Origin of the sequence: Kitasatospora sp. NPDC047058 (genome assembly GCF_040643935.1) — a bacterium.
In the GTDB taxonomy this organism is placed as follows: Bacteria; Actinomycetota; Actinomycetes; order Streptomycetales; family Streptomycetaceae; genus Kitasatospora.
The window spans coordinates 1-20,473 of record NZ_JBEYVJ010000122.1 but is presented as its reverse complement, the minus strand read 5'-3'; the positions used below and the strand labels follow the sequence as shown (position 1 = coordinate 20,473).

General features: G+C 72.8%; 18 protein-coding genes. 11 read left to right on the top strand and 7 right to left on the bottom strand.

Annotation, left to right across the window (positions count from 1 at the left end; genetic code table 11):
- Positions 1–3: 3 nt before the first annotated feature.
- A complete protein-coding gene (locus ABZ885_RS19755; RefSeq protein ID WP_360189885.1) occupies positions 4–429 on the bottom strand; it encodes a hypothetical protein in 426 nt (141 codons plus the stop codon).
- Between the two features lie 222 nt (positions 430–651).
- On the opposite strand from ABZ885_RS19755, the gene ABZ885_RS19750 reads away from it, so the two are divergent.
- The 6 genes from ABZ885_RS19750 to hutI all read left to right on the top strand — a co-directional run bounded on the left by ABZ885_RS19750 (position 652) and on the right by hutI (position 7,827).
- Positions 652–1,521, top strand: a complete 870-nt coding sequence (locus ABZ885_RS19750; protein ID WP_360189882.1) for a MurR/RpiR family transcriptional regulator — start codon at positions 652–654, stop codon at positions 1,519–1,521.
- Positions 1,522–1,621: 100 nt separating this feature from the next.
- Positions 1,622–1,951, top strand: a complete 330-nt coding sequence (locus ABZ885_RS19745) for a hypothetical protein (protein WP_360189879.1) — start codon at positions 1,622–1,624, stop codon at positions 1,949–1,951.
- Positions 1,952–2,121: 170 nt separating this feature from the next.
- Entirely contained in the window at positions 2,122–3,789 is a 1,668-nt protein-coding gene (gene hutU / locus ABZ885_RS19740; protein ID WP_360189877.1) for a urocanate hydratase, read from the top strand.
- A 14-nt stretch (positions 3,790–3,803) separates the two neighbouring features.
- Positions 3,804–5,006: an allantoate amidohydrolase gene (locus ABZ885_RS19735; RefSeq protein WP_360189894.1), complete on the top strand. Its 1,203-nt coding sequence runs from the start codon at positions 3,804–3,806 to the stop codon at positions 5,004–5,006.
- The gene (locus tag ABZ885_RS19730; protein ID WP_360189875.1) at positions 4,997–6,346 is read left to right on the top strand and encodes a formimidoylglutamate deiminase; all 1,350 of its coding nucleotides are present in this window, start codon (positions 4,997–4,999) and stop codon (positions 6,344–6,346) included. Before ABZ885_RS19735 ends, ABZ885_RS19730 begins: the two co-directional genes overlap by 10 nt.
- A gap of 311 nt (positions 6,347–6,657) precedes the next feature.
- Complete coding sequence (gene hutI / locus ABZ885_RS19725) at positions 6,658–7,827, top strand: imidazolonepropionase (protein WP_360189872.1); 1,170 nt, start codon at positions 6,658–6,660, stop codon at positions 7,825–7,827.
- A gap of 66 nt (positions 7,828–7,893) precedes the next feature.
- On the opposite strand, the gene ABZ885_RS19720 is transcribed toward hutI, so the two are convergent.
- On the bottom strand, positions 7,894–10,005 hold the full coding sequence (locus tag ABZ885_RS19720; RefSeq protein ID WP_360189869.1) for a prolyl oligopeptidase family serine peptidase: 2,112 nt from the start codon (positions 10,003–10,005) through the stop codon (positions 7,894–7,896).
- A gap of 172 nt (positions 10,006–10,177) precedes the next feature.
- Positions 10,178–11,686, bottom strand: a complete 1,509-nt coding sequence (locus ABZ885_RS19715) for an oligopeptide:H+ symporter (RefSeq protein ID WP_360189866.1) — start codon at positions 11,684–11,686, stop codon at positions 10,178–10,180.
- 328 nt (positions 11,687–12,014) lie between these two features.
- Between ABZ885_RS19715 and ABZ885_RS19710 the strand changes: the two genes are divergently transcribed.
- Together ABZ885_RS19710 and ABZ885_RS19705 are read left to right on the top strand one after the other, a co-directional pair.
- A complete protein-coding gene (locus ABZ885_RS19710) occupies positions 12,015–12,689 on the top strand; it encodes a response regulator transcription factor (protein ID WP_030290974.1) in 675 nt (224 codons plus the stop codon).
- 39 nt (positions 12,690–12,728) lie between these two features.
- Positions 12,729–13,976 carry an ATP-binding protein gene (locus tag ABZ885_RS19705; protein WP_360189863.1) on the top strand — a complete coding sequence of 416 codons (1,248 nt, stop codon included), beginning with the start codon at positions 12,729–12,731 and terminating at the stop codon, positions 13,974–13,976.
- Between the two features lie 127 nt (positions 13,977–14,103).
- On the opposite strand, the gene ABZ885_RS19700 is transcribed toward ABZ885_RS19705, so the two are convergent.
- Positions 14,104–14,796: an ester cyclase gene (locus ABZ885_RS19700; protein ID WP_360189861.1), complete on the bottom strand. Its 693-nt coding sequence runs from the start codon at positions 14,794–14,796 to the stop codon at positions 14,104–14,106.
- A 110-nt stretch (positions 14,797–14,906) separates the two neighbouring features.
- A complete protein-coding gene (locus tag ABZ885_RS19695; RefSeq protein ID WP_360189858.1) occupies positions 14,907–15,485 on the bottom strand; it encodes a GtrA family protein in 579 nt (192 codons plus the stop codon).
- 259 nt (positions 15,486–15,744) lie between these two features.
- Between ABZ885_RS19695 and ABZ885_RS19690 the strand changes: the two genes are divergently transcribed.
- From ABZ885_RS19690 to ABZ885_RS19680, 3 genes are read left to right on the top strand one after another with little or no spacing between them, the layout of a single operon-like run.
- A complete protein-coding gene (locus ABZ885_RS19690) occupies positions 15,745–16,884 on the top strand; it encodes a 5-(carboxyamino)imidazole ribonucleotide synthase (RefSeq protein WP_360189891.1) in 1,140 nt (379 codons plus the stop codon).
- Positions 16,881–17,405: a 5-(carboxyamino)imidazole ribonucleotide mutase gene (gene purE / locus ABZ885_RS19685; RefSeq protein ID WP_360189855.1), complete on the top strand. Its 525-nt coding sequence runs from the start codon at positions 16,881–16,883 to the stop codon at positions 17,403–17,405. The genes ABZ885_RS19690 and purE overlap by 4 nt, the downstream gene beginning before the upstream one ends.
- A gap of 23 nt (positions 17,406–17,428) precedes the next feature.
- The gene (locus ABZ885_RS19680) at positions 17,429–18,652 is read left to right on the top strand and encodes a dipeptidase (protein WP_360189852.1); all 1,224 of its coding nucleotides are present in this window, start codon (positions 17,429–17,431) and stop codon (positions 18,650–18,652) included.
- Positions 18,653–18,728: 76 nt separating this feature from the next.
- On the opposite strand, the gene ABZ885_RS19675 is transcribed toward ABZ885_RS19680, so the two are convergent.
- Positions 18,729–19,805, bottom strand: a complete 1,077-nt coding sequence (locus ABZ885_RS19675) for a ferritin-like protein (RefSeq protein WP_360189849.1) — start codon at positions 19,803–19,805, stop codon at positions 18,729–18,731.
- Positions 19,806–19,953: 148 nt separating this feature from the next.
- Positions 19,954–20,367 carry a CoA-binding protein gene (locus ABZ885_RS19670; RefSeq protein WP_360189888.1) on the bottom strand — a complete coding sequence of 138 codons (414 nt, stop codon included), beginning with the start codon at positions 20,365–20,367 and terminating at the stop codon, positions 19,954–19,956.
- Between the last annotated feature and the right edge of the window lie 106 nt (positions 20,368–20,473).

Genomic DNA, 20,473 nt, shown 5'->3' with positions numbered 1-20,473 from the left:
GGATCAGTCCCACTCGCCCCGCGCCGGGTCCGGCCGGCGCTCCTGGCGCCGGTCGCCGTACGCGGCGGCGACGTTGACGCCGACGATGCCGGTCCAGCAGACCACCAGGCCCATGAAGCCGGTGAAGCCGTTGGTCCCGCCGTCGGTGGCGATGGCGGTGAGCGGGATGCCGAGGACGAGCGAGACCATCGCCAGCCGGGAGCCTGAGCGGCCGAACCGGCGCGGGCGGTGGCGGCGCGCGGGCGCGTAGTCGTCCAGCTGTTCGGCCACCCGGCGCTCGACCCGCGCGTCCAGCCGGGCGTCCAGCCGGGCGTCGAGGCGCCGCAGGAAGGAGTCGACGAGCTCCGGCTCGTACTCCTTGCCCAGTTCCTTGCGGGCCTGCAGGGCGGCGTCGAGGTCGCGCCGCAGTTCGTCCTGGCGAGTGTCCATGGTGTCCAGCCTGGGCCCGCGCTACCCTGCCGGTCCATCGCTTCGCACGGTAATCGGGGCGGCCTCAGGGGGAAATCAGGGTCACCCTGAGACGCATCCGGCCGGACGCCCCGCCGGCCGGGGCGTCTCGCCGGGTGTCCCGGCGTGCGAGACGTCTTTGCCAGCCGCCGTCCGCTGCTGCACAGTCGTCGTCCGAACAGCTCGCACCCGGAGGTACCGCTGATGACCGCCACCGACGAGAACGGCACCGTCGGCCCCTCCGCCCGGCTGCTCCAGCTCTTCGAGGGCCACCGGCTCACCCCCACCCAGCGCCGGATCGCCCACTCCCTGGTCCGGCACGCCGGCGAGGCGCCGTTCCTGTCCAGTGTCGAGGTCGCCGAACTGGCCGGGGTCAGCCAGCCCTCCGTCACCCGCTTCGCGGTGGCGCTCGGCTACGACGGCTACCCGGCGCTGCGCAAGCAGCTGCGCGAACTGGGCGTGGGCGAGGCGGCCGCCCCGGAGACCCCGGCCGACGTCGTCCGCAACGAGCACCAGCAGGCCGTCCTCGCCGAGATCGAGCACCTGCGCCACCTCGCCGACCTCCTCGCCGACCCCGAGCCGATCACCCGCGCGGCCCGCCTCCTCGCCGCCTCCCGCCCGCTGCCCGTCCTCGGCCTGCGGGCCGCCTCCGCGCAGGCGCGCGGCTTCGCGTACTTCGCCGCCAAGGTGCACCCGGACATCCGGCTGCTCGACGAGGGCGGCAGCATGCTCGCCGACCGGCTGGAACAGGCCAGCGCGGCCGGCGCCAGCGCCCTGCTCTGCTTCGCGCTGCCGCGGTACCCGCGCGAGCTGATGGACGCTCTGGCGGTGGCCCGGGACTGCGGGTTGACCGTCCTCACCGTCGCCGACAGCGCCTTCGCGCCGGTCGCCAAGCTCTCCGACCTGATGCTGCCGGCCGCCGTCGGCACCGGCCTGGTCTTCGACACCGCCTGCGCGCCGATGATGCTCGGCCGGGTGCTGCTGCAGACCATGTGTGACGAACTCCCGGGCGCGGAGGCCCGGTTGGAGGCGATCGAGCAGTCCGCGGCGGCCCGCGGGCTGTTCCTGGAGTAGCCGCGGCCGGAGCCGGGGCGGGCGTGGCCGGAAAAGCGCAGGCCCTGGCCTGGAGTAGTCGTCACAAACCGGGGCATCCCTAGGGGTAGGGGGTGCCGCCATGCGCGTGATCCACGAGATGAAGTTCGTCGCCCGGCTCGCCTCCGGCGCCGACGAGTGGACCTGCCCGACCTGCGGACGCCGCGTCACCCTGCGCCGTCTGCCCGATCCCGAACTCACCGTCCTCGATCCGGGTGACGAGAGCGCCGTCCACGTCGGCGTCATCGAGCCCGACGCCCGCGCGGGCGCCGCCGCCGAGAAGTACGGCCTCGGCCCCGTCCAGGAGATCCCCCGGCCGCCCCGCCCTCCCGCGCCCGCCGCCCCGGACGAGGCGGACCGCCGCTGGCTCGCCGAGATCGGCATCGACTGGGACGGTGACGCAGCCGCCTGAGGCCTGTCCGGGGGACACCCGCGCCCCGGTGGCCGTGCTGTTGCGGCGCGCCGGGGTGCCGTCGCGCCCCGCTGCTGATCGGATGGATTGAGGTCTGGTCGAGGACTGAATGTTTGGATATATTCAGTCGAACCAAGCCTGAATGAAATCATCCGCAGGGAGGCCAGGACATGGTGCAGCAGACGAGCGGACCGCGTGAGGTGCGAGCGGCGCGCGGGACGGGGCTGACGGCGCAGGGGTGGCAGCAGGAGGCCGCCCTGCGGATGCTGATGAACAACCTCGACCCCGAGGTGGCCGAACACCCGTCGAAGCTGGTCGTCTACGGCGGCACCGGCAAGGCGGCCCGCGACTGGCGCTCCTTCGACGCCATGGTCAAGACGCTGCAGGGGCTGAAGCAGGACGAGACCATGCTGGTCCAGTCCGGCCGCCCGGTCGGCGTCATGCAGACCCACGAGTGGGCGCCGCGCGTCCTGATCGCCAACTCCAACCTGGTCGGCGACTGGGCCAACTGGGAGGAGTTCCGCCGGCTGGAGAGCCTCGGGCTCACCATGTACGGCCAGATGACCGCCGGGTCGTGGATCTACATCGGCACCCAGGGCATCCTCCAGGGCACCTACGAGACCTTCGCGGCCGTCGCCAACAAGCGGTTCAACGGCACGCTGGAGGGGACGATCACCCTCACCGCCGGCCTCGGCGGCATGGGCGGCGCCCAGCCGCTGGCCGTCACCATGAACGGCGGCGTGGCGATCTGCATCGACTGCGACCCGTCCCGGATCTCCCGCCGGATCGAGCACCGCTACCTGGACGTCGAGGCCAAGAACCTCGCGCACGCCCTGGAGCTGGCCACCGCCGCCCGCGACAAGAAGCAGCCGCTCTCCATCGGCCTGCTGGGCAACGCCGCCGAGCTGTTCCCGCAGCTGCTCGCGATGGACGCGCCGATCGACATCGTCACCGACCAGACCAGCGCCCACGACCCGCTGAGCTACCTGCCGATCGGCGTCTCCTTCGACGACATGGCGACGTACGCGGCCGAGAAGCCCGCCGAGTTCACCCAGCGCTCCCGTGAGTCCATGGCCAAGCACGTCGAGGCCATGGTCGGCTTCCAGGACGGCGGCGCCGAGGTGTTCGACTACGGCAACTCGATCCGCGGCGAGGCCCAGCTGGCCGGCTACGACCGCGCCTTCGCCTTCCCCGGCTTCGTCCCCGCCTACATCCGCCCGCTGTTCTGCGAGGGCAAGGGCCCGTTCCGCTGGGCGGCCCTGTCCGGCGACCCGCAGGACATCCACAAGACCGACAAGGCCGTGCTCGACCTCTTCCCGGAGAACGAGTCGCTGCACCGCTGGATCAAGATGGCCCAGGAGAAGGTGCACTTCCAGGGCCTGCCCGCGCGCATCTGCTGGCTCGGCTACGGCGAGCGCGACAAGGCCGGCGAGCGGTTCAACGACATGGTCGCCTCCGGCGAGCTGTCCGCGCCGATCGTCATCGGCCGTGACCACCTGGACTGCGGCTCGGTCGCCTCCCCGTACCGGGAGACCGAGGCGATGCTGGACGGCTCCGACGCGATCGCCGACTGGCCGCTGCTCAACGCCATGGTCAACGTCGCCTCCGGCGCCTCCTGGGTCTCCATCCACCACGGCGGCGGCGTCGGCATCGGCCGCTCGATCCACGCCGGGCAGGTCACGGTGGCCGACGGCACCGCGCTGGCCGGCGAGAAGATCCGCCGGGTGCTCACCAACGACCCGGGCATGGGCGTCATCCGCCACGTCGACGCCGGCTACGACCGGGCCGACGAGGTCGCCGCGGAGCGCGGTGTGCGCGTCCCCATGGGTGAGCTGTGACCTCCTTCGAAGCGATGTGGGCGGAGCTGCTCCCCGTGGGCCGCTCCGCCTCCTCCGGCGGCTACCGCCGCTTCGCCTGGAACTCCGCCGACGCCGAGTGCCGGTCCTGGTTCGAGGAGCAGGCCCGCAACCGCGGCCTCGCCTACGAGCTGGACCGCAACGGCAACCAGTGGGCCTGGCTGGGCGACCCGCAGGGCGAGGGCGCCGTCGTCACCGGCTCGCACCTGGACTCCGTCCCGGACGGCGGCGCCTACGACGGCCCGCTCGGCGTGGTCTCCTCCTTCGCCGCCCTGGACGAACTGCGCGCCCGCGGCGCCGCGTTCACCAAGCCGCTGGCGATCGTCAACTTCGGCGACGAGGAGGGCGCCCGGTTCGGCGTCGCCTGCATCGGCTCCCGCCTCACCGCCGGCGTGCTCGGCAAGGAGGCCGCGTACGAGCTGCGCGACGCCGACGGCGTCCGGCTGCCCGACGCGATGGAGCGGGCCGGCTACGACCCGGCCGCGATCGGCGCGGACGACGAACGGCTGGCCCGGATCGGCGCCTTCGTCGAACTGCACGTCGAGCAGGGCCGCTACCTCGCCGAGGACCAGCCCGTCGGCGTGGCCAGCGCGATCTGGCCGCACGGCCGCTGGCGGTTCGACTTCCACGGCGAGGCCAACCACGCCGGCACCACCCGGATCGAGGACCGCCGCGACCCGATGCTCACCTACGCCAACACCGTGCTCGCCGCGCGGAAGAAGGCGAAGCTGGCGGGCGCCCTGGCCACCTTCGGCAAGGTCGCGGTCGAGCCCAACGGCACCAACGCGATCGCCTCCCTGGTCCGCGGCTGGCTGGACTCCCGGGCCGCCGACGAGGCGACGCTCACCGGGCTGGTCGAGGAGATCGAGCGCGCCGCGTACGAGCGCGGCGAGCGCGACGGCGTCCGGGTCGAGCTGACCCGCGAGTCCTACACCCCGGTGGTGGACTTCGACGGCCCGCTGCGCGACCGGCTCGCACGGCGGCTCAACAAGACCGGGGCCCCCGGCGGGGTGCCGGTCCTGCCGACCGGTGCGGGACACGACGCCGGAATCCTGGCATCGGCGATCCCGACCGCCATGCTGTTCGTACGTAACCCGAGCGGCGTCTCGCACTCCCCGGCCGAACACGCCGAGACGGCCGACTGCCTGGCCGGAGTGGCCGCCCTCGCCGACGTACTGGAGGACCTGGCGTGTCAGTAACCTACTGGGCGCAGTACGCGTGGCTGCCGCACGTCAACGGGCCGGTGGTCGAGCAGGACGTGCTGATCGCCACCGGGCCCGGCGGCCGGATCACCAGGGTGACGCCGGACAGCGGGCCCTGCCCGCCCGGCGCCGTCCGGCTGGAGGGGCTGCTGCTGCCCGGCCAGGCCAACGCCCACTCGCACGCCTTCCACCGGGCGCTGCGCGGCAACGTCCAGGTCGGCTCCGGCACCTTCTGGACCTGGCGCGACACCATGTACCGGTTCGCCGGCGCGCTCGACCCGGACAGCTACCTGGCGCTGGCCACCGCCGTCTACGCCGAGATGGCGCTCGCCGGGATCACCGCGGTGGGGGAGTTCCACTACCTGCACCACGCGCCCGGCGGCGTCCGCTACGACGACCCGAACGCGATGGGCGAGGCGCTGATCGAGGCCGCCGCCCGGGCCGGCATCCGGATCACGCTGCTGGACACCTGCTACCTGTCCTCCGGCTTCGGCGCCGAGCCCACCAAGCCGCAGCGCCGGTTCAGCGACGGCGACGCCGACACCTGGGCCGAGCGGCTGGACGCGCTCAAGCCGCGCGAGCACGCCCGGATCGGCGCCGCGATCCACTCCGTCCGGGCCGTGCCCGCCGAGCAGCTCGGCACCGTCGCGCACTGGTCGGCGATGCGCAAGGCGCCGCTGCACGTCCACCTCTCCGAGCAGACCGCCGAGAACGACGCCTGCCTCACCGCGCACGGCGTCACCCCGACCCGGCTGCTCGCCGACCACGGCGCGCTCGGCCCGCGCACCTCGGCCGTGCACGCCACCCACCTCACCGAGGAGGACATCAAGCTCCTCACGGACAGCTCCACCACCATCTGCATGTGCCCCACCACCGAGCGGGACCTCGCGGACGGCATCGGCCCGGCCCGGCAGCTGGCCTCGGCGGGCTGCCCGGTCACCCTCGGCAGCGACAGCCACGCCGTCATCGACCCGTTCGAGGAGGCCCGCGCGCTGGAGCTGGACGAGCGGCTGCGCACCCGCACCCGCGGCCACTGGACGGCCAACGCGCTGCTCCGGGCAAGCACCGAGGACGGGCACGCCTCGCTCGGCTGGCCGGAGGCCGGGCGGATCGAGGCCGGGTCGCTGGCCGACTTCACGGTGATCGCCCTGGACTCGGTCCGCACCGCCGGCCCGCCGTTCCGGCTCGGCGCCGAGATCGCGGTCTTCGCGGCCTCCGCCGCCGACGTGCGGCACCTGGTGGTCGGCGGCCGGCACGTGGTCAGGGACGGCGTGCACCAACTGGTGCCGGACGTCCCGGGCGCGCTGCGCGCCTCGATCGCCGCGCTGAGCTGCTGACGAGCCGCTGAGCCGGAGCCGAGATCCCGTTGTCTCCCGGGGCGGGGCTGATCCCGCGCCCCGCCCCGGGTTGGGGCGTCTCTTACGGATCTTGCCGGGCGCGCGACGCCGGGGCACTCGCCTCGCTGCGTTGTCGTCGGTCGCCGATGCTCCGCATGGACTCCCTCCTCCGCCTTGCGATCCACGCACCCCAACGCCGCACGCTGATCCGGCAAGATCCGTAAGAGACGCCCACTCCCGAAAGGCCTGACGTGAGCACCCCCAGCACCCCGAGCCCGAGCCCCAGCCCGAGCACCGCGCGGAGCGAGGGCATGCCGAGCACCCTGATCACCGGCATCGGCAGCCTGGTCACCAACGACCCCGCGCAGGGGACCGGGCCGCTCGGCCTGCTCACCGACGCGGCCGTGGTGGTGGACGGCGGCACGATCGCCTGGGTCGGCCCGGCCGCCGAGGCGCCCGCCGCCGACGAGCGGTTCGACGCGGCCGGCCGGACGCTGCTGCCCGGCTACGTCGACTCGCACGCCCACCTGGTGTTCGCGGGCGACCGCACCGCCGAGTTCAACGCCCGGATGTCCGGCCAGTCGTACACCGCCGGCGGCATCCGGACCACGGTGGCCGCCACCCGGGCCGCGAGCGACGCCGAGCTGGACGCCAACCTGGCCCGCTTCGTCCGCGAGGCGCTGCGCCAGGGCACCACCTCGATCGAGTGCAAGTCCGGCTACGGCCTGACCGTCGTCGACGAGGCCCGGGCGCTGCGCATCGCCTCCTCGTACACCCCCGAGACCACCTACCTCGGCGCCCACGTGGTCGCCCCCGAGTACGCCGACGACCCGGCCGGCTACGTCGGCCTGGTCACCGGCGACATGCTGGACGCCTGCGCGCCGTACGCCCGCTGGGTCGACGTGTTCTGCGAGAACGGCGCCTTCGACGGGGACCAGGCGCGGGCGATCCTGACCGCCGGGATCGAGCGCGGCCTCACCCCCCGGGTGCACGCCAACCAGCTCTCCTACGGGCCGGGTGTGCAGCTCGCCGTCGAGCTCGGCGCGGCCTCCGCCGACCACTGCACCCACCTGACGGACGAGGACGTGGCCGCGCTGGCCGGCTCGGCGACGGTGGCGACGCTGCTGCCGGGCGCGGAGTTCTCCACCCGCGCCGCCTACCCGGACGCGCGCCGGCTGCTCGACGCGGGCGCCGTGGTCGCGCTGTCCACCGACTGCAACCCCGGGTCCAGCTTCACCAGCTCGATGGCGTTCTGCATCGCGGTCGCGGTGCGGGAGATGGGGATGACGCCGGACGAGGCGGTCTGGGCGGCCACCGCGGGCGGCGCGCACGCGCTGCGGCGGACGGACGTCGGGGTGGTCACCGTCGGTGCCCGGGCGGACCTGCAGCTGCTGGACGCCCCGGCGCACGTCCACCTCGCCTACCGGCCGGGCGTGCCGCTGACGGCGGCGGTCTGGCGCGCCGGGGTCCGCGAGGTCTGACCGGCCCCTCGTCCCCCGCACCCGGCCCGGGTGCGGGGGACGCCGGCTTTCCGGGCGCGACCGGTCCTACCGCAGGGCCAGCGACCGCCGGAGGAAGTCGAGCTGGTGGTGGTGCAGGTTCTCCGCCACCACCTCGTCCGCGGGGGTGTGGGTGGTGCCGCTGAGCGGCAGGACCTCGTGCGGGCGCCCGGCGGCGAGCAGGGCGGCGGACAGCCGCAGGGCGTGGACGGGGAGCACGTTGTCGTCGGCGAGGCCGTGCACCAGCAGCAGCGGGCGGCGCAGCCCGGGCGCGTCACCGGTCAGCGAGCAGGCGTCGTAGCGCTCGGGGTGCTCGTCGGGGTGGCCGAGGAAGCGCTCCTGCCAGTGGGTGTCGTAGAGCCGCTGGTCGGTGGGGGCGGCGCCGGCGACGGCGGCGTGGAAGACGTCCGGCCGCCGCAGGACGGCGAGCGCGGCGAGGTAGCCGCCGTAGGACCAGCCGCGGATGGCGACCCGGCCGAGGTCGAGCAGCCCGGGCCGCAGCCGGGCGGCCTCGTGCAGGCCCTCGACCTGGTCGTCCAGGGCCGGTCCGGCCTTGTCCCCGGACACCGACTTGTCCCAGCGGGGGCCGCGCCCGGGGGTGCCGCGGCCGTCGACGGCCAGGACGGCGAAGCCCTGGTCGGCGAACCACTGCGAGACCAGGTCCGACCAGGCGCCGCCGGTGGTGACCTTCTGCATCGCGGGGCCGCCGTACGGGTCGACGAGGACGGGCAGCGGGCCGTCCTCCGGGCGGTGGCCGGCGGGCAGGAAGAGCGCGGCGCGCAGCTCGCGCGGGCCGAGGCGGAGCAGTTCGGGCCGGGCGGTGAGGACCGGCACCTGCGCGTACGAGGTGACCGGGTGCGCCGGCCCGCCGTCCCGCCGGACGGTGGTCCGGCCGGCCGGGGCACCCGGCTCGCGGGTGGTGAGGAGGAGCGTGCCGCCGCGCCGGACGCCGGTGTGCAGGCCGGGCCCGTCGCTGAGCCGCCGCAGGCCGGTGGCCGGGCCGTACGACCAGAGGTGCGTCTCGACGGGCTCCTCGGTGGCGGTGAACAGCACCTGTTCGCCGTCCGTGCCGAGCACCTCGCGCAGCTGCAGCCCGGCCGGGGTGACGGGCCGGCCGTCGATCGTGAGGCGGCGGGTGTCGCCGTCGTCGGCGGAGCCGGCCAGCGCCCCGCCCGCGGTCCGGACCGGCAGGCCGGGGACCAGCTCGACCCAGTGCTCGTCGTGCTGCTCGGCGAGCGTGCGGGTGCCGCCGTCGGCCGGGTCGACGGCCAGGACCAGGACGGTCCGCTGGTCGCGGGTCTGCACGGCGGCGTACGGGCCGTGGGCGTCCCACCCGGCGGCGGCCAGGTATTCGTACCCGGCCCGGTCCCAGCGGACCTCGGTGGTGGTGCCGTCGAGCCCGAGCAGCCGGAGCGAGACGTCGGCGTTGGCGGTGCCGGCCAGCGGGTAGCGGATCACCCGCGGCCGCTGCTGCGGGTTGGCCGGGTCGGCGAGGTGCAGCCGGGCGAGCGGGCGGTTGTCGACCCGGGCGACGAGCAGCCCGGTGCCGTCCGGGGACCACCAGTGACCGCGGGTGCGGTACATCGACTCGGCGGCGACGTGGTCGGCGACCCCGTACGTCACCTCGTCGTGCTCGGGTGCGGCGAGCGCCCGGTCGTCGGCGCCGTCGGTGCCGACCACGCGCAGGGCGCCGTCGCCGACGTAGGCGATCCGGCGGCCGGCCGGGTCGAGGCGCGGGTCGTACACCGCGGTGGCGGTGGGGACGCGCCGGACGCTGCCGTCGGTGGTGTCGTCGGTGGTGTCGTCAGTGGTGTCGGCGAGCCAGAGCGCGCCGTCGAGCGCGAAGGCGGCGAGCCGGCCGGTGGCGTCGGTGGTGAACGCGGTGATGCCGGTGGTGAGGACCCGGGCCCGCTCGCGGCGGACGCGCTCGGCCTCGGGGAGTTCGCCGCCCGGGCCGCCGAGCGCCGCCGGATCGACGAGCAGCCGCTCCGCGCCGGTGGCGGTGTCGAGCGCCCAGAGGCAGGACAGCGGGTCGTCGCCGGCCCGGCTGCGCAGGAACAGCACGGTGGCGCCGTCGGCGGAGACGGCGGGCCGGGCGGGGGCGCCCAGGGTGAAGCGCCGGGTGCGGGAGAGCTGGCGGGGGAGGGTGTCGGTCGGCATCCCGTCACCCTCGCACGGCCCGGCGCGGCCCCGCCGGGTATTTCCGCCCGCCCGGGGCACCGCGCGCCCCGACCGCGGGCCGGCCGGGGCCGGAAACGCGGCCGGGGCCGCCGTGGATCTCAGGAATCCACGGCGGCCCCGGAGCCTGTGCCAGGCCGGCGGCGTCAGTGCGTCAGTGCACGTCGCCCATCAGTCGCACGACCTTCTTGCGGTACAGCCCGAGGGCCACGCCGGCGACGATCGCCATCGCACCCTGGAAGGCGAAGTACCCGGTGGAGCCGACCACGTCGTCGCCGAGGACCAGCTGGAAGATGGCCGCGACGCAGTCGCCCGCGGTGACGGCGAGGAACCAGACACCCATCATCTGGCTGGCGTACTTGGTGGGCGCCAGCTTGGTGGTGACGGAGAGGCCGACCGGGGAGAGGGTCAGCTCGCCGACGGTCTGGATCAGGTAGACCATGGCCAGCCAGAGCGGGGTGACCTTGGTGCCGCCGGAGGCGGCGCCCATCGCCAGCATCATGACCAGGAAGGAGGCGCCGATCATCAGCAGACCGAAGGCGAACTTCATGGTGGTGCTGGGGTTCTTGGCCTTGCGGGACAGGGCCACCCACATCCAGGCGAAGACCGGGGCCAGCGCCATGATGTACAGCGGGTTCAGCGACTGGAACCAGGTCGACGGGAAGTCGATGCCGAACAGCGTCGACGCGGTGTTCTCGTCCGCGAAGATGCTCAGCGTCGAGCCGGACTGGTCGTAGATCATCCAGAACACGGCGGCGGCGACGAAGAACCAGATGTAACCGCTCATCCGGGACTGCTCGGTCGCGTCGAGGTCCTTGTCGCGCTTCACCTTGGCGAAGACGAAGACCGGGATCGCGATGCCCGCGATCGACAGCGGCCAGATCGCCCAGTTGATGGTGAAGTGGCCGGTCAGCGCGACGACCGCGTAGAAGACCGTGGCCGCGGCCAGCCAGAGGCCGGCCTTCTTGAAGATCGCGCTCTTCTCGGACGCCGAGATCGGCGAGGTCACCACGTCGCTCTTGGCGCTGAGGTGGCGGCTGCCGAGCAGGAACTGGCCGAGGCCGAGCGCCATGCCGATGCCGGCGAGCGCGAAGCCCAGGTGCCAGTTGACGCTCTGGCCGACGGTGCCGATGACCAGCGGGGCGGCGAAGGCACCGAGGTTGATGCCCATGTAGAAGATCGTGAAGCCGCCGTCGCGGCGCGGGTCGTTCGGGCCGTCGTACAGGTGACCGACCATCGTGGAGATGTTGGCCTTGAGCAGACCCGAGCCGACCGCGATGAATGCGAGGCCGACGAAGAACGACACGCCGGCCGGGATCGCCAGCAGGAAGTGGCCGATCATGATGATCGCGCCACCGAGAGCGACGGTCTTGCGGGCACCGAGGAAGCGGTCCGCGATCCAGCCGCCCGGCAGGGCGAGCAGGTAGACCATGGCGGTGTACACGCTGTAGACGGCGGCGGCGACGGCCGCCTTCATGCCGAGGCCGCCCTCCGCGACGGAGGCCGTCATGTAGAGCACCAGCAGCGCGCGCATGCCGTAGTAGCTGAAGCGCTCCCACATCTCGCTCATGAAGAGAGTGGCGAGGCCGCGGGGGTGCCCGAGGAAGGTCTTGCCGCTGGGAGAGGCCGGCTTGAGGCCGGCGTCCAGGGTCGTAGACGCCATGAGTAGTGGTTCCTTGCCTGAAGCGTCCGCCAAGGGGGGTGGCGGCGGACGTGGACGGAACCACTGTACGTGGCGATATTTGGCGGCATCGGCTGACAAAAGCCGCCAATTGGGTATGGAGATGGTCAAGCCTGCGACAGGTTAACTTGGGCTATCCATGGCGGGGGCGCCGAAATTCCTTCGGTTTCAAGATCGAAGTGCAGAATCTTCGCCGAACGGCCGGTCGGGCAGCGTCCGTTGAGCGGTGATCGCCCTCCGTATAACGATCACGCTCTGTGAACTACCTCACAGCGACAACCCGCATACCCCGGCGGACTACCATCACCACATGACCTGTGTGCTGCTCGCCGAGGACGATCCGGCGATCTCCGAACCGCTCGCCCGGGCCCTGCGACGCGAGGGCTATGAGGTGCTCGTCCGCGAGGACGGTCCGACCGCACTGGCCGCCGGACTCACCGAGGAGGTCGACCTCGTCGTCCTCGACCTCGGCCTGCCGGAGATGGACGGCCTGGAGGTCTGCCGCCGGCTGCGCGCCGACGGCAAGAGCTGCCCCGTCCTGGTGCTCACCGCCCGGGCCGACGAGGTCGACACCGTGGTCGGCCTGGATGCCGGGGCCGACGACTACGTCACCAAGCCCTTCCGCCTCGCCGAGCTGCTCGCCCGCGTCCGCGCCCTGCTGCGCCGCGGCAACGTCGACCAGCTCACCACCGGCGCGCACGGCGTGAAGATCGACATCGAGTCGCACCGGGCCTGGCTCGGCGAGGAGGAGCTCACCCTCTCCGCCAAGGAGTTCGAACTGCTGCGGGTGCTGGTCCGGGACGCCGGCCGGGTGGTCACCCGCGAGGAGATCATGCGCCAGGTCTGGGACACCACCTGGTGGACCTCGACCAAGACGCTGGACATGCACATCTCCTGGCTGCGCAAGAAGCTCGGCGACGACGCGGCCAACCCCCGCTACATCGCCACCGTGCGCGGGGTGGGCTTCCGCTTCGAGAAGAATTAGCGCGCAAGAGCAGACAGCGACACCACGGGGAGCGGCAGCGTGAAACGCCGGATGATCAACTCGCTGCTGGGCGTCGTCCTGGTGGTGGTGACGGTGTTCTGCGTCCCACTCGCCCTGGTCGAGAAGCGCACCATCGTCAACGCGGCCCAGGACCGGGTGGACGCCGCGGCCGTCCGGGTGCTGGCCCTGGTGGAGAACCGGCTCGCCGCGGGCGAGCCGGTCACCGGCGACAAGTTCGCCAACCAGGTCACCGACGGCCAGTACGTCGAGGTGGACATCCCCGGCAAGGAGCCCGTCTCCAGCGGCGAGCGTCCGGCCGGGAACCACCTGCTCAAGGCCGTCGAACAGGGCGCCAGCGGCGAGACCGTCACCGTCGAGCAGTCCCGGGAGGCGGTCGACCACGACATCGCCAACATGCTGCTGCTGCTCGGGGTGGTCGCCCTGCTCGCCGTGCAGGCCGCCGTCGCCCTCGCCGTCTGGCAGGCCAAGCGGCTCGCCCGCCCGCTCACCGACCTCGCCGAGACCGCCGAACGCCTCGGCTCCGGCGACCCCCGCCCGCGCGACCGCCGGTACGGGGTGCCCGAGCTCGACCGGGTCGCCGAGGTGCTGGACGTCAGCGCCGAACGGATCGCCCGGATGCTCACCGCCGAGCGCCGGCTCGCCGCCGACGCCTCGCACCAGCTGCGCACGCCGCTCACCGCGCTGTCCATGCGGCTGGAGGAGATCACCGCGCTCGCCGAGGAGCCGGAGACCGTCAAGGAGGAGGCGACCATCGCCCTCCAGCAGGTCGAACGGCTCACCGACGTGGTCCAGCGGCTGCTCACCACCCAGCGCGACCCGCGCAGCCCCACCGCCGTCGCCTTCGACCTGGACGAGGTCGTCAAGCAGCAGGTGGAGGAGTGGGGGCCGTCGCTGCGCGGCACCGGCCGGGTGCTCCAGGTCGAGGGCCTGCACGAGGTCACCGCGGTCGGCACCCCGGGCACGGTGGCGCAGGTGCTGGCCACCCTGATCGAGAACTCGCTGATGCACGGCGCCGGGACGATCACGCTACGGGTGCGGCCGTCCGGGACGTCGGTCGTGGTCGAGGTGCAGGACCAGGGTGCAGGGGTGCCTCCGGAGCTGGGCAACCGGGTCTTCGAACGGGCGGTCAGCGGCCGCAACTCGACCGGCATCGGCCTGGCCGTCGCCCGCGACCTCGCGGAGGCGGACGGCGGCCGGCTGGAACTGCTCTCGCTGCAGCCGCCGGTGTTCGCGCTCTTCCTGGGGCGGAGCCACAGGGACGACTAGCGCAGTCTGGGGCGGAGCCACAGGGACGACTAGCGCAGTCTGGGGCGGAGCCACAGGGACGACTAGCGCAGTCCGGGGCGGAGCCACCGGGACACGAGCACCACCCGGGACGACCAGCGCCGTGAAATCAGCCCGGCATCATGCCCAGCTGCTTCATCAGGCCCATGACGTCCCACTGCCACCAGCCCTCCTGGATCATGCCGTCCTTGAAGCGGAACGTCGTCGTCCCGCGCCCGACCACCGACTTGCCGGTGGACGGCACGCCCATGAAGTCGGCCTTCTGGGTGGCGTTCCAGGTCCACCGGGTGGCGACCTCGTCCTCGTCGGCGATCTGGCTCTCGATCGAGAAGGTGAAGTCGAAGGCGTCGACGTAGCTGCCGCAGCGTTCCTTGAACGCCGGTATGCCGACCGCGTCGCCCTCGCTGCCGTAGTCGTGGTCGCGGTAGTCGGTGGCCATGCACTCGTCGATCACGCCGAGGTTGCCCCTGGCGATCTCGTCGAAGACCCGGGTCGCGGTGACCTTGTTGAACCGGGCGTCGCGGACCACGTCCAGGTCCGTGAAGGTCGGCGGCTCGTCGCAGAGTGCCACCATCTCCCGGAAGATCCGGTCGGTCTCGGGCAGGCTGGAGTTCCGCATGGCCTCCTCGTAGGAGGGGAACTCCACGATCTCCACGACGTGCTTGGCGTTGGCGCGGTCGGTGGCGACCACCGCGTGGCCGGCCGTCCGCTTTCCCCTGGTCTGCTCGGCCCACGTGTCCATGAGCCGGTTGAGGTCGTCCACCCGGTCGGTCTTGCAGTCGATGATCTGGACGAACGCCATGGCGAGCCTCCTGGGAACCCCCCTACGGCCTTGATCGTCCGCAAGCCGTGCTCGCCCTCGGTCACCACTGTCCTCTCGCCGGGGCGGGCCCGGCAAGTGGAGGCCGGCGCCTACTCGGCCTTGGCGAAGCGGGTCTCCTCGGCGGCCAGCATCCGCTCGGCCTGCGCGGCGAGCTCGCTGCCGCTCGGCACCGCGGCCGCCGGGCCGTCCGCGGCCCCGTCCCCGTCCTCGGCGGCGGTCTCCGGCAGGGCCTTGAAGACCCACGTCCGGTAGGAGAAGAACCGGAAGACCGTGCCGGCGATCAGGCCGACCACGTTCTTGGCGATCAGCTGGCTGGTGGCCGAGTGGTAGCCGAGCACGTGCACCGAGAAGCCGTTGATGCCGTTCTCGATCAGCATGCCGATGCCGCTGAAGATCAGGAAGAGGGTGATCTCGCGCTTGCGCGAGGCCGCGTCCCGGTCGCGGTAGAGCCAGTAGCGGTAGCCGATGTAGTTGGTGCCGATCGCGACGCTGGTGGCGATGTAGCCCGAGAAGGAGTTGACCGGGCCGGTCGCCTTCAGGCAGACCCAGAAGACGCCGGCGTTGACGACCACGCCGGTCAGGCCGACGATGCCGAACTTCACCGCCTCGCCGGACAGCCCGCGCAGTTTCTGCGCCAGCGAGGGGTTCGACGCCGTGGTCGTCGCCATACCGGGCTGCCTCCATGTACCTGCCGACGAGAGGGCCCGGAGCGGTTGCGCGGCTGACCCCTGGAGCCCTGCGTGCACGCACATGATCTGACCACGCGTACCAGGACCTAGCGGAACAGGCTACCCGTTTCCACCGGGTGGCTCAGCCCGGAGAGTGGCAGCTTGACATCTACGCGCGTCCGCCCCCATGGTCCCGCCGGTGGCTCCACCACCCCCCACCGGCCCGGATATCCTGGGCCGCGTGACTTCCCCGGGCAATGTGAATTTTCCAGTGGTGGGCATGATCGGCGGCGGGCAGTTGGCCCGCATGGCACACCAGGCGGGCATCCCGCTCGGGGTCAGGTTCAAACTCCTCGCCGACACGCCCCAGGACTCCGCCGCGCAGGTGGTCTCCGACGTCGTTCTCGGTGACTACCGCGACCTCGACACGCTGCGCCGCTTCGCGGCCGGCTGTGACGTGATCACCTTCGACCACGAGCACGTGCCGACCGAGCACCTGCGGGCCCTGCAGGCCGACGGCGTCGCCGTCCGGCCCGGCCCGGAGGCGCTGGTCAACGCCCAGGACAAGGGCGTGATGCGGGCGAAGCTCGACTCCATCGGCGTGCCCTGTCCCCGGCACCGGATCGTCGCCGACCCGGAGGACGTCACCGCGTTCGCCGAGGAGGGTGCCGGCTACCCGGTGGTGCTGAAGACCGTCCGCGGCGGCTACGACGGCAAGGGCGTCTGGGTCGTCGACGACGAGCAGGAGGCGCACGCGCCGTTCCTGGCCGGCGTCCCCGTGCTGGCCGAGGAGAAGGTCGACTTCGTCCGCGAGCTGGCCGCCAACGTGGTCCGCTCGCCCAGCGGCCAGGCCGTCGCCTACCCGGTGGTGGAGAGCGTCCAGGAGAACGGCGTCTGCGCCGAGGTCACCGCTCCGGCGCCGGACCTCGACCCCGCGCTCTCCGACGAGGCCCAGCAGCTGGCCCTGCGGATCGCCGGCGAGCTGGACATCACCGGCCACCTCGCGGTCGAGCTGTTCCAGACCCGGGACGGCCGGATCCTGGTCAACGAGCTGGCCATGCGCCCGCACAACTCCGGGCACTGGAGCCAGGACGGCGCCGTCACCTCGCAGTTCGAGAACCACCTGCGGGCCGTGCTCGACCTGCCGCTCGGCGACCCCCGGCCGCGCGCCAGGTGGACCGTCATGGTCAACGTCCTCGGCGGCGACTACCCGGACATGTATCACGCCTTCCTGCACTGCATGGCCCGTGACCCGGGCCTGAAGATCCACATGTACGGGAAGGACGTGAAGCCCGGCCGCAAGGTCGGCCACGTCAACGTCTTCGGGGACGACCTCGACGACGTCCGCGAGCGCGCCCGCCACGCGGCCGCCTACCTGCGAGGAACGATCACCGAATGACCTCCCCCCTTGTCGGCATCGTGATGGGCTCGGACTCCGACTGGCCCGTGATGGAGGCCGCCGCCCAGGCCCTCGACGAGTTCGAGATCCCCTACGAGGTGGACGTCGTCTCCGCCCACCGGATGCCGCGCGAGATGGTCGCCTACGGCGAGAACGCGCACAAGCGCGGCCTGAAGGCGATCATCGCGGGTGCCGGTGGCGCCGCCCACCTGCCGGGCATGCTCGCCTCGGTCACTCCGCTGCCGGTCATCGGCGTGCCGGTGCCGCTGCGCTACCTGGACGGCATGGACAGCCTGCTGTCGATCGTCCAGATGCCGGCCGGCGTGCCGGTGGCCACGGTCTCGGTGGCGGGCGCGCGCAACGCGGGCCTGCTGGCGGTGCGGATGCTGGCCGCGTTCGACCCGGAGCTGACCGAGCGGATGACCGACTTCCAGGCCGAGCTGAACACCCAGGCCACCGAGAAGGGGAAGAAGCTGCGGGCCAAGGTGGCGGGTTCCCCCTCCTTCGGCTTTGGAAAGTAGTCATACCGGATACAACAGCTCGTATGACCTCTGAGCTGTTGGACCCCTCCGCCTCCCCCGCCGCCGGACTGCTGGAGCGCGCCAGGGCCGTCCTCCGGGAGAACCCCGTGGTGGACGGGCACAACGACCTCCCGTGGGCGATGCGCGAGCAGGCCGGCTACGACCTCGACGCGCTCGACCTGGCCGCCGACCAGCGCGACCGCCTGCACACCGACCTCGCCCGCCTCGCCGCGGGCGGGGTCGGCGCGCAGTTCTGGTCCGTCTACGTGCCCTCGCGGCTGGCCGGCGACCACGCGGTCAGCGCCACCCTGGAGCAGATCGACTTCGTCCGCGCCCTGGCCGAGCGGTTCCCCGACCGGCTCCGGCTCGCCTTCACCGCCGCGGACATGGAGTCCGCCCGGGCCGGGGGCCGGATCGCCTCCCTGATGGGCGCCGAGGGCGGCCACTCCATCGACTGCTCGCTCGCCACCCTGCGCGCCCTGTACGAGCTCGGCGTCCGCTACCTGACGCTCACCCACAACGACAACACCCCGTGGGCCGACTCCGCGACCGACAAGCCGGTGGCCGGCGGCCTGACCGCCTTCGGCGAGGAGGTCGTCCGGGAGATGAACCGGCTCGGCATGCTGGTCGACCTCTCGCACGTCTCCGCCGGCACCATGCGCGACGCCCTGCGGGTCAGCGAGGCGCCGGTGCTCTTCTCGCACTCCTCGGCGCGCGCCGTCTGCGACCACCCGCGCAACGTCCCGGACGACGTGCTGGCCCGGCTGCCCGTCAACGGCGGCGTCGCGATGGCCACCTTCGTGCCCAAGTTCATCCTGCCCGCGGCCATCGAGTGGACGGCCGCCGCCGACGAGAACATGCGCGCCCACGGCTTCGACCACCTGGACACCACCCCGGCCGGGATGGCCTGCCAGCGGGCCTTCGAGGAGGCCACCCCGCGTCCGGTCGCGACCCCGGCCACCGTCGCGGACCACCTGGACCACATGCGCGAGGTGGCCGGCATCGACCACATCGGCATCGGCGGCGACTTCGACGGCACCGCCTTCCTCCCGGCCGGGCTGGACGACGTGGCCGGCTACCCCAACCTGATCGCCGAACTGCTCCGCCGGGGCTGGTCGGAGACCGACCTCGGGAAGCTGACCTGGCACAACGCGGTGCGGGTGCTGCGCGACGCCGAGGCCGTGTCCGTCCGGCTCCGCGCCGAACGCCGCCCGTCCATCGCGACCATCGCGCAGCTCGACGGCTGAGCCGCCGGGGCCCGCGACCGTCCCTGCCCTGCTGGCGGAGGGCGGCGACGGTCGTGGGCCGCCGTAGGGCCCGGGGCTACGGGACGTAGCGGAACTCCGGTCCGTAGCTCTTCGCCGGGTCGCCGGGCAGCGGCTTGCCCATCAGGTCGACGGCGGGGCCCTGGAGGCCGAACATGCTGCCGACCGCGTCGTTCAGGTGGTCGCTCGCCTTCTTGGGGTCGTCCTCGCGCCAGGCGCACTCCAGCGAGCGCAACAGCTCGCTGAAGGTCGCGTTGAACTGGTCGAGGAGCCGCTTCACCTCCGGGTCGACGGGCGCGGTCGACGGGTCCGCGGCCCAGCCGCCCCGCGGGACGACGGCCATCTGGAGGGCGCCCGGGAATGGGATCGGGTCACCGGCGAAGTCGAACGCCGGCGGGTCCTCCTGGATCTGCACCAGCTTCCGGCCGCGGAAGATCTGCCGGAAGGTGTAGTAGTGGGCGAGCTGGCCGTCGTCCCCCTCGGTCGGGTCGTCGGGGCTGTGCGAGGTGCCCTCGCCCTGTTCCTTGATGAGCTGGATCGCCTGCTCGACCTCCGGGAGCGTGGTCAGCGGGAAGAGGCGGTTGCCCGGACCGTGTCCCAGGTCGACGGTCAGCTGCCGGGTGCCGTTGATCGGGACCCCGGGCTGCCGGAAGGCCTCGTGGATCGCGTCGTAGAAGGCGCCGATCGAGGGGAACGTGGTCGCCTCGGCGGCGACGGCCAGCGGGTGGACCGGCTTCTCGATCTCGGAGTACATCTCCACCGAGGCCGGGGTGAGGCCGCTGAGGGAGACCGTCAGGTCCGTCGGGCGCACCCCGCCGGGCAGCGGGCACGGGTACGGCGGGACCACGGCGGTCGAGGCGAGGACCGGGGTGCCGCCGATGGTGGTGAGCATGTTGCAGGCGAGCCCCAGGTGGGTCATCTCGTTGAAGACGACCTCTTTGATCATCAGTGCGACGTCCGCGCTGTCCTCGGTGATCGACCAGAGGCCGCAGAGGTACGGCGGCAGGGTGGCGAGCTCCAGCATGACGGCCTGCTGCAGCGCGTCCCGCAGCCACTCGTCGGAGCGGTCCGCCTCGGCCACGTCCATCAGTTCGATGATCGCGTTGCTCTCGTAGTTGAGCCCGACCGTGGTCACGGCGAGCCCCCTTTCGGTCGGCGCCAGTGGTTCGGGCCAACTGTGGGCACGCGGTCGTCCGGGTGTACGAACCGGGCCCGCGTGTCGCCGGGTTCAACCCGGATGGTGGGCGCGCGCCCCGCCGCGCGTGCGCCTCCTCGGAGAGGCCTCAGTCGAGCAGCGGGATCTCGATGGCGGGGCACTTGTCCATGACCATCGCCACCCCGGCGGCGGTCGTCCGGGCGTAGGCGTCCTCGTCGACCACGCCGAGCTGGAACCAGACCGCCTTCGCCCCGGCGGCCACCGCCTGGTCGGCGACCTCGCCGGCCAGCGTGCTGTTCACGAACACGTCCACCACGTCGACCTCGAACGGGATCTCGGCGAGCGACGCGTACCCCGGCTCGCCGAGCACCGTCTCGGCCTTGGGGTGGACCGGCACGATGCGCTTGCCGTGGCGCTGGAGGACCCGGGCGACGCCGTGGGCCGCCCGGGCCGTGTTGGAGGAGAGGCCGACCACCGCCCAGGTGTCGCCCTTGGCGGTGAGGATGTCGCGGACCGTCGCGTCGTCGCCGTAGCTCGTCATGCCGGTCGCTCGTGGTAGAGCGTCGACCCGCGGGCCGGGCAGGGCTTCTCCAACAGCGGCCGGCTGCGGGACCGGGACCTGCAACTGGTGGTGAACGGCCTCTGGG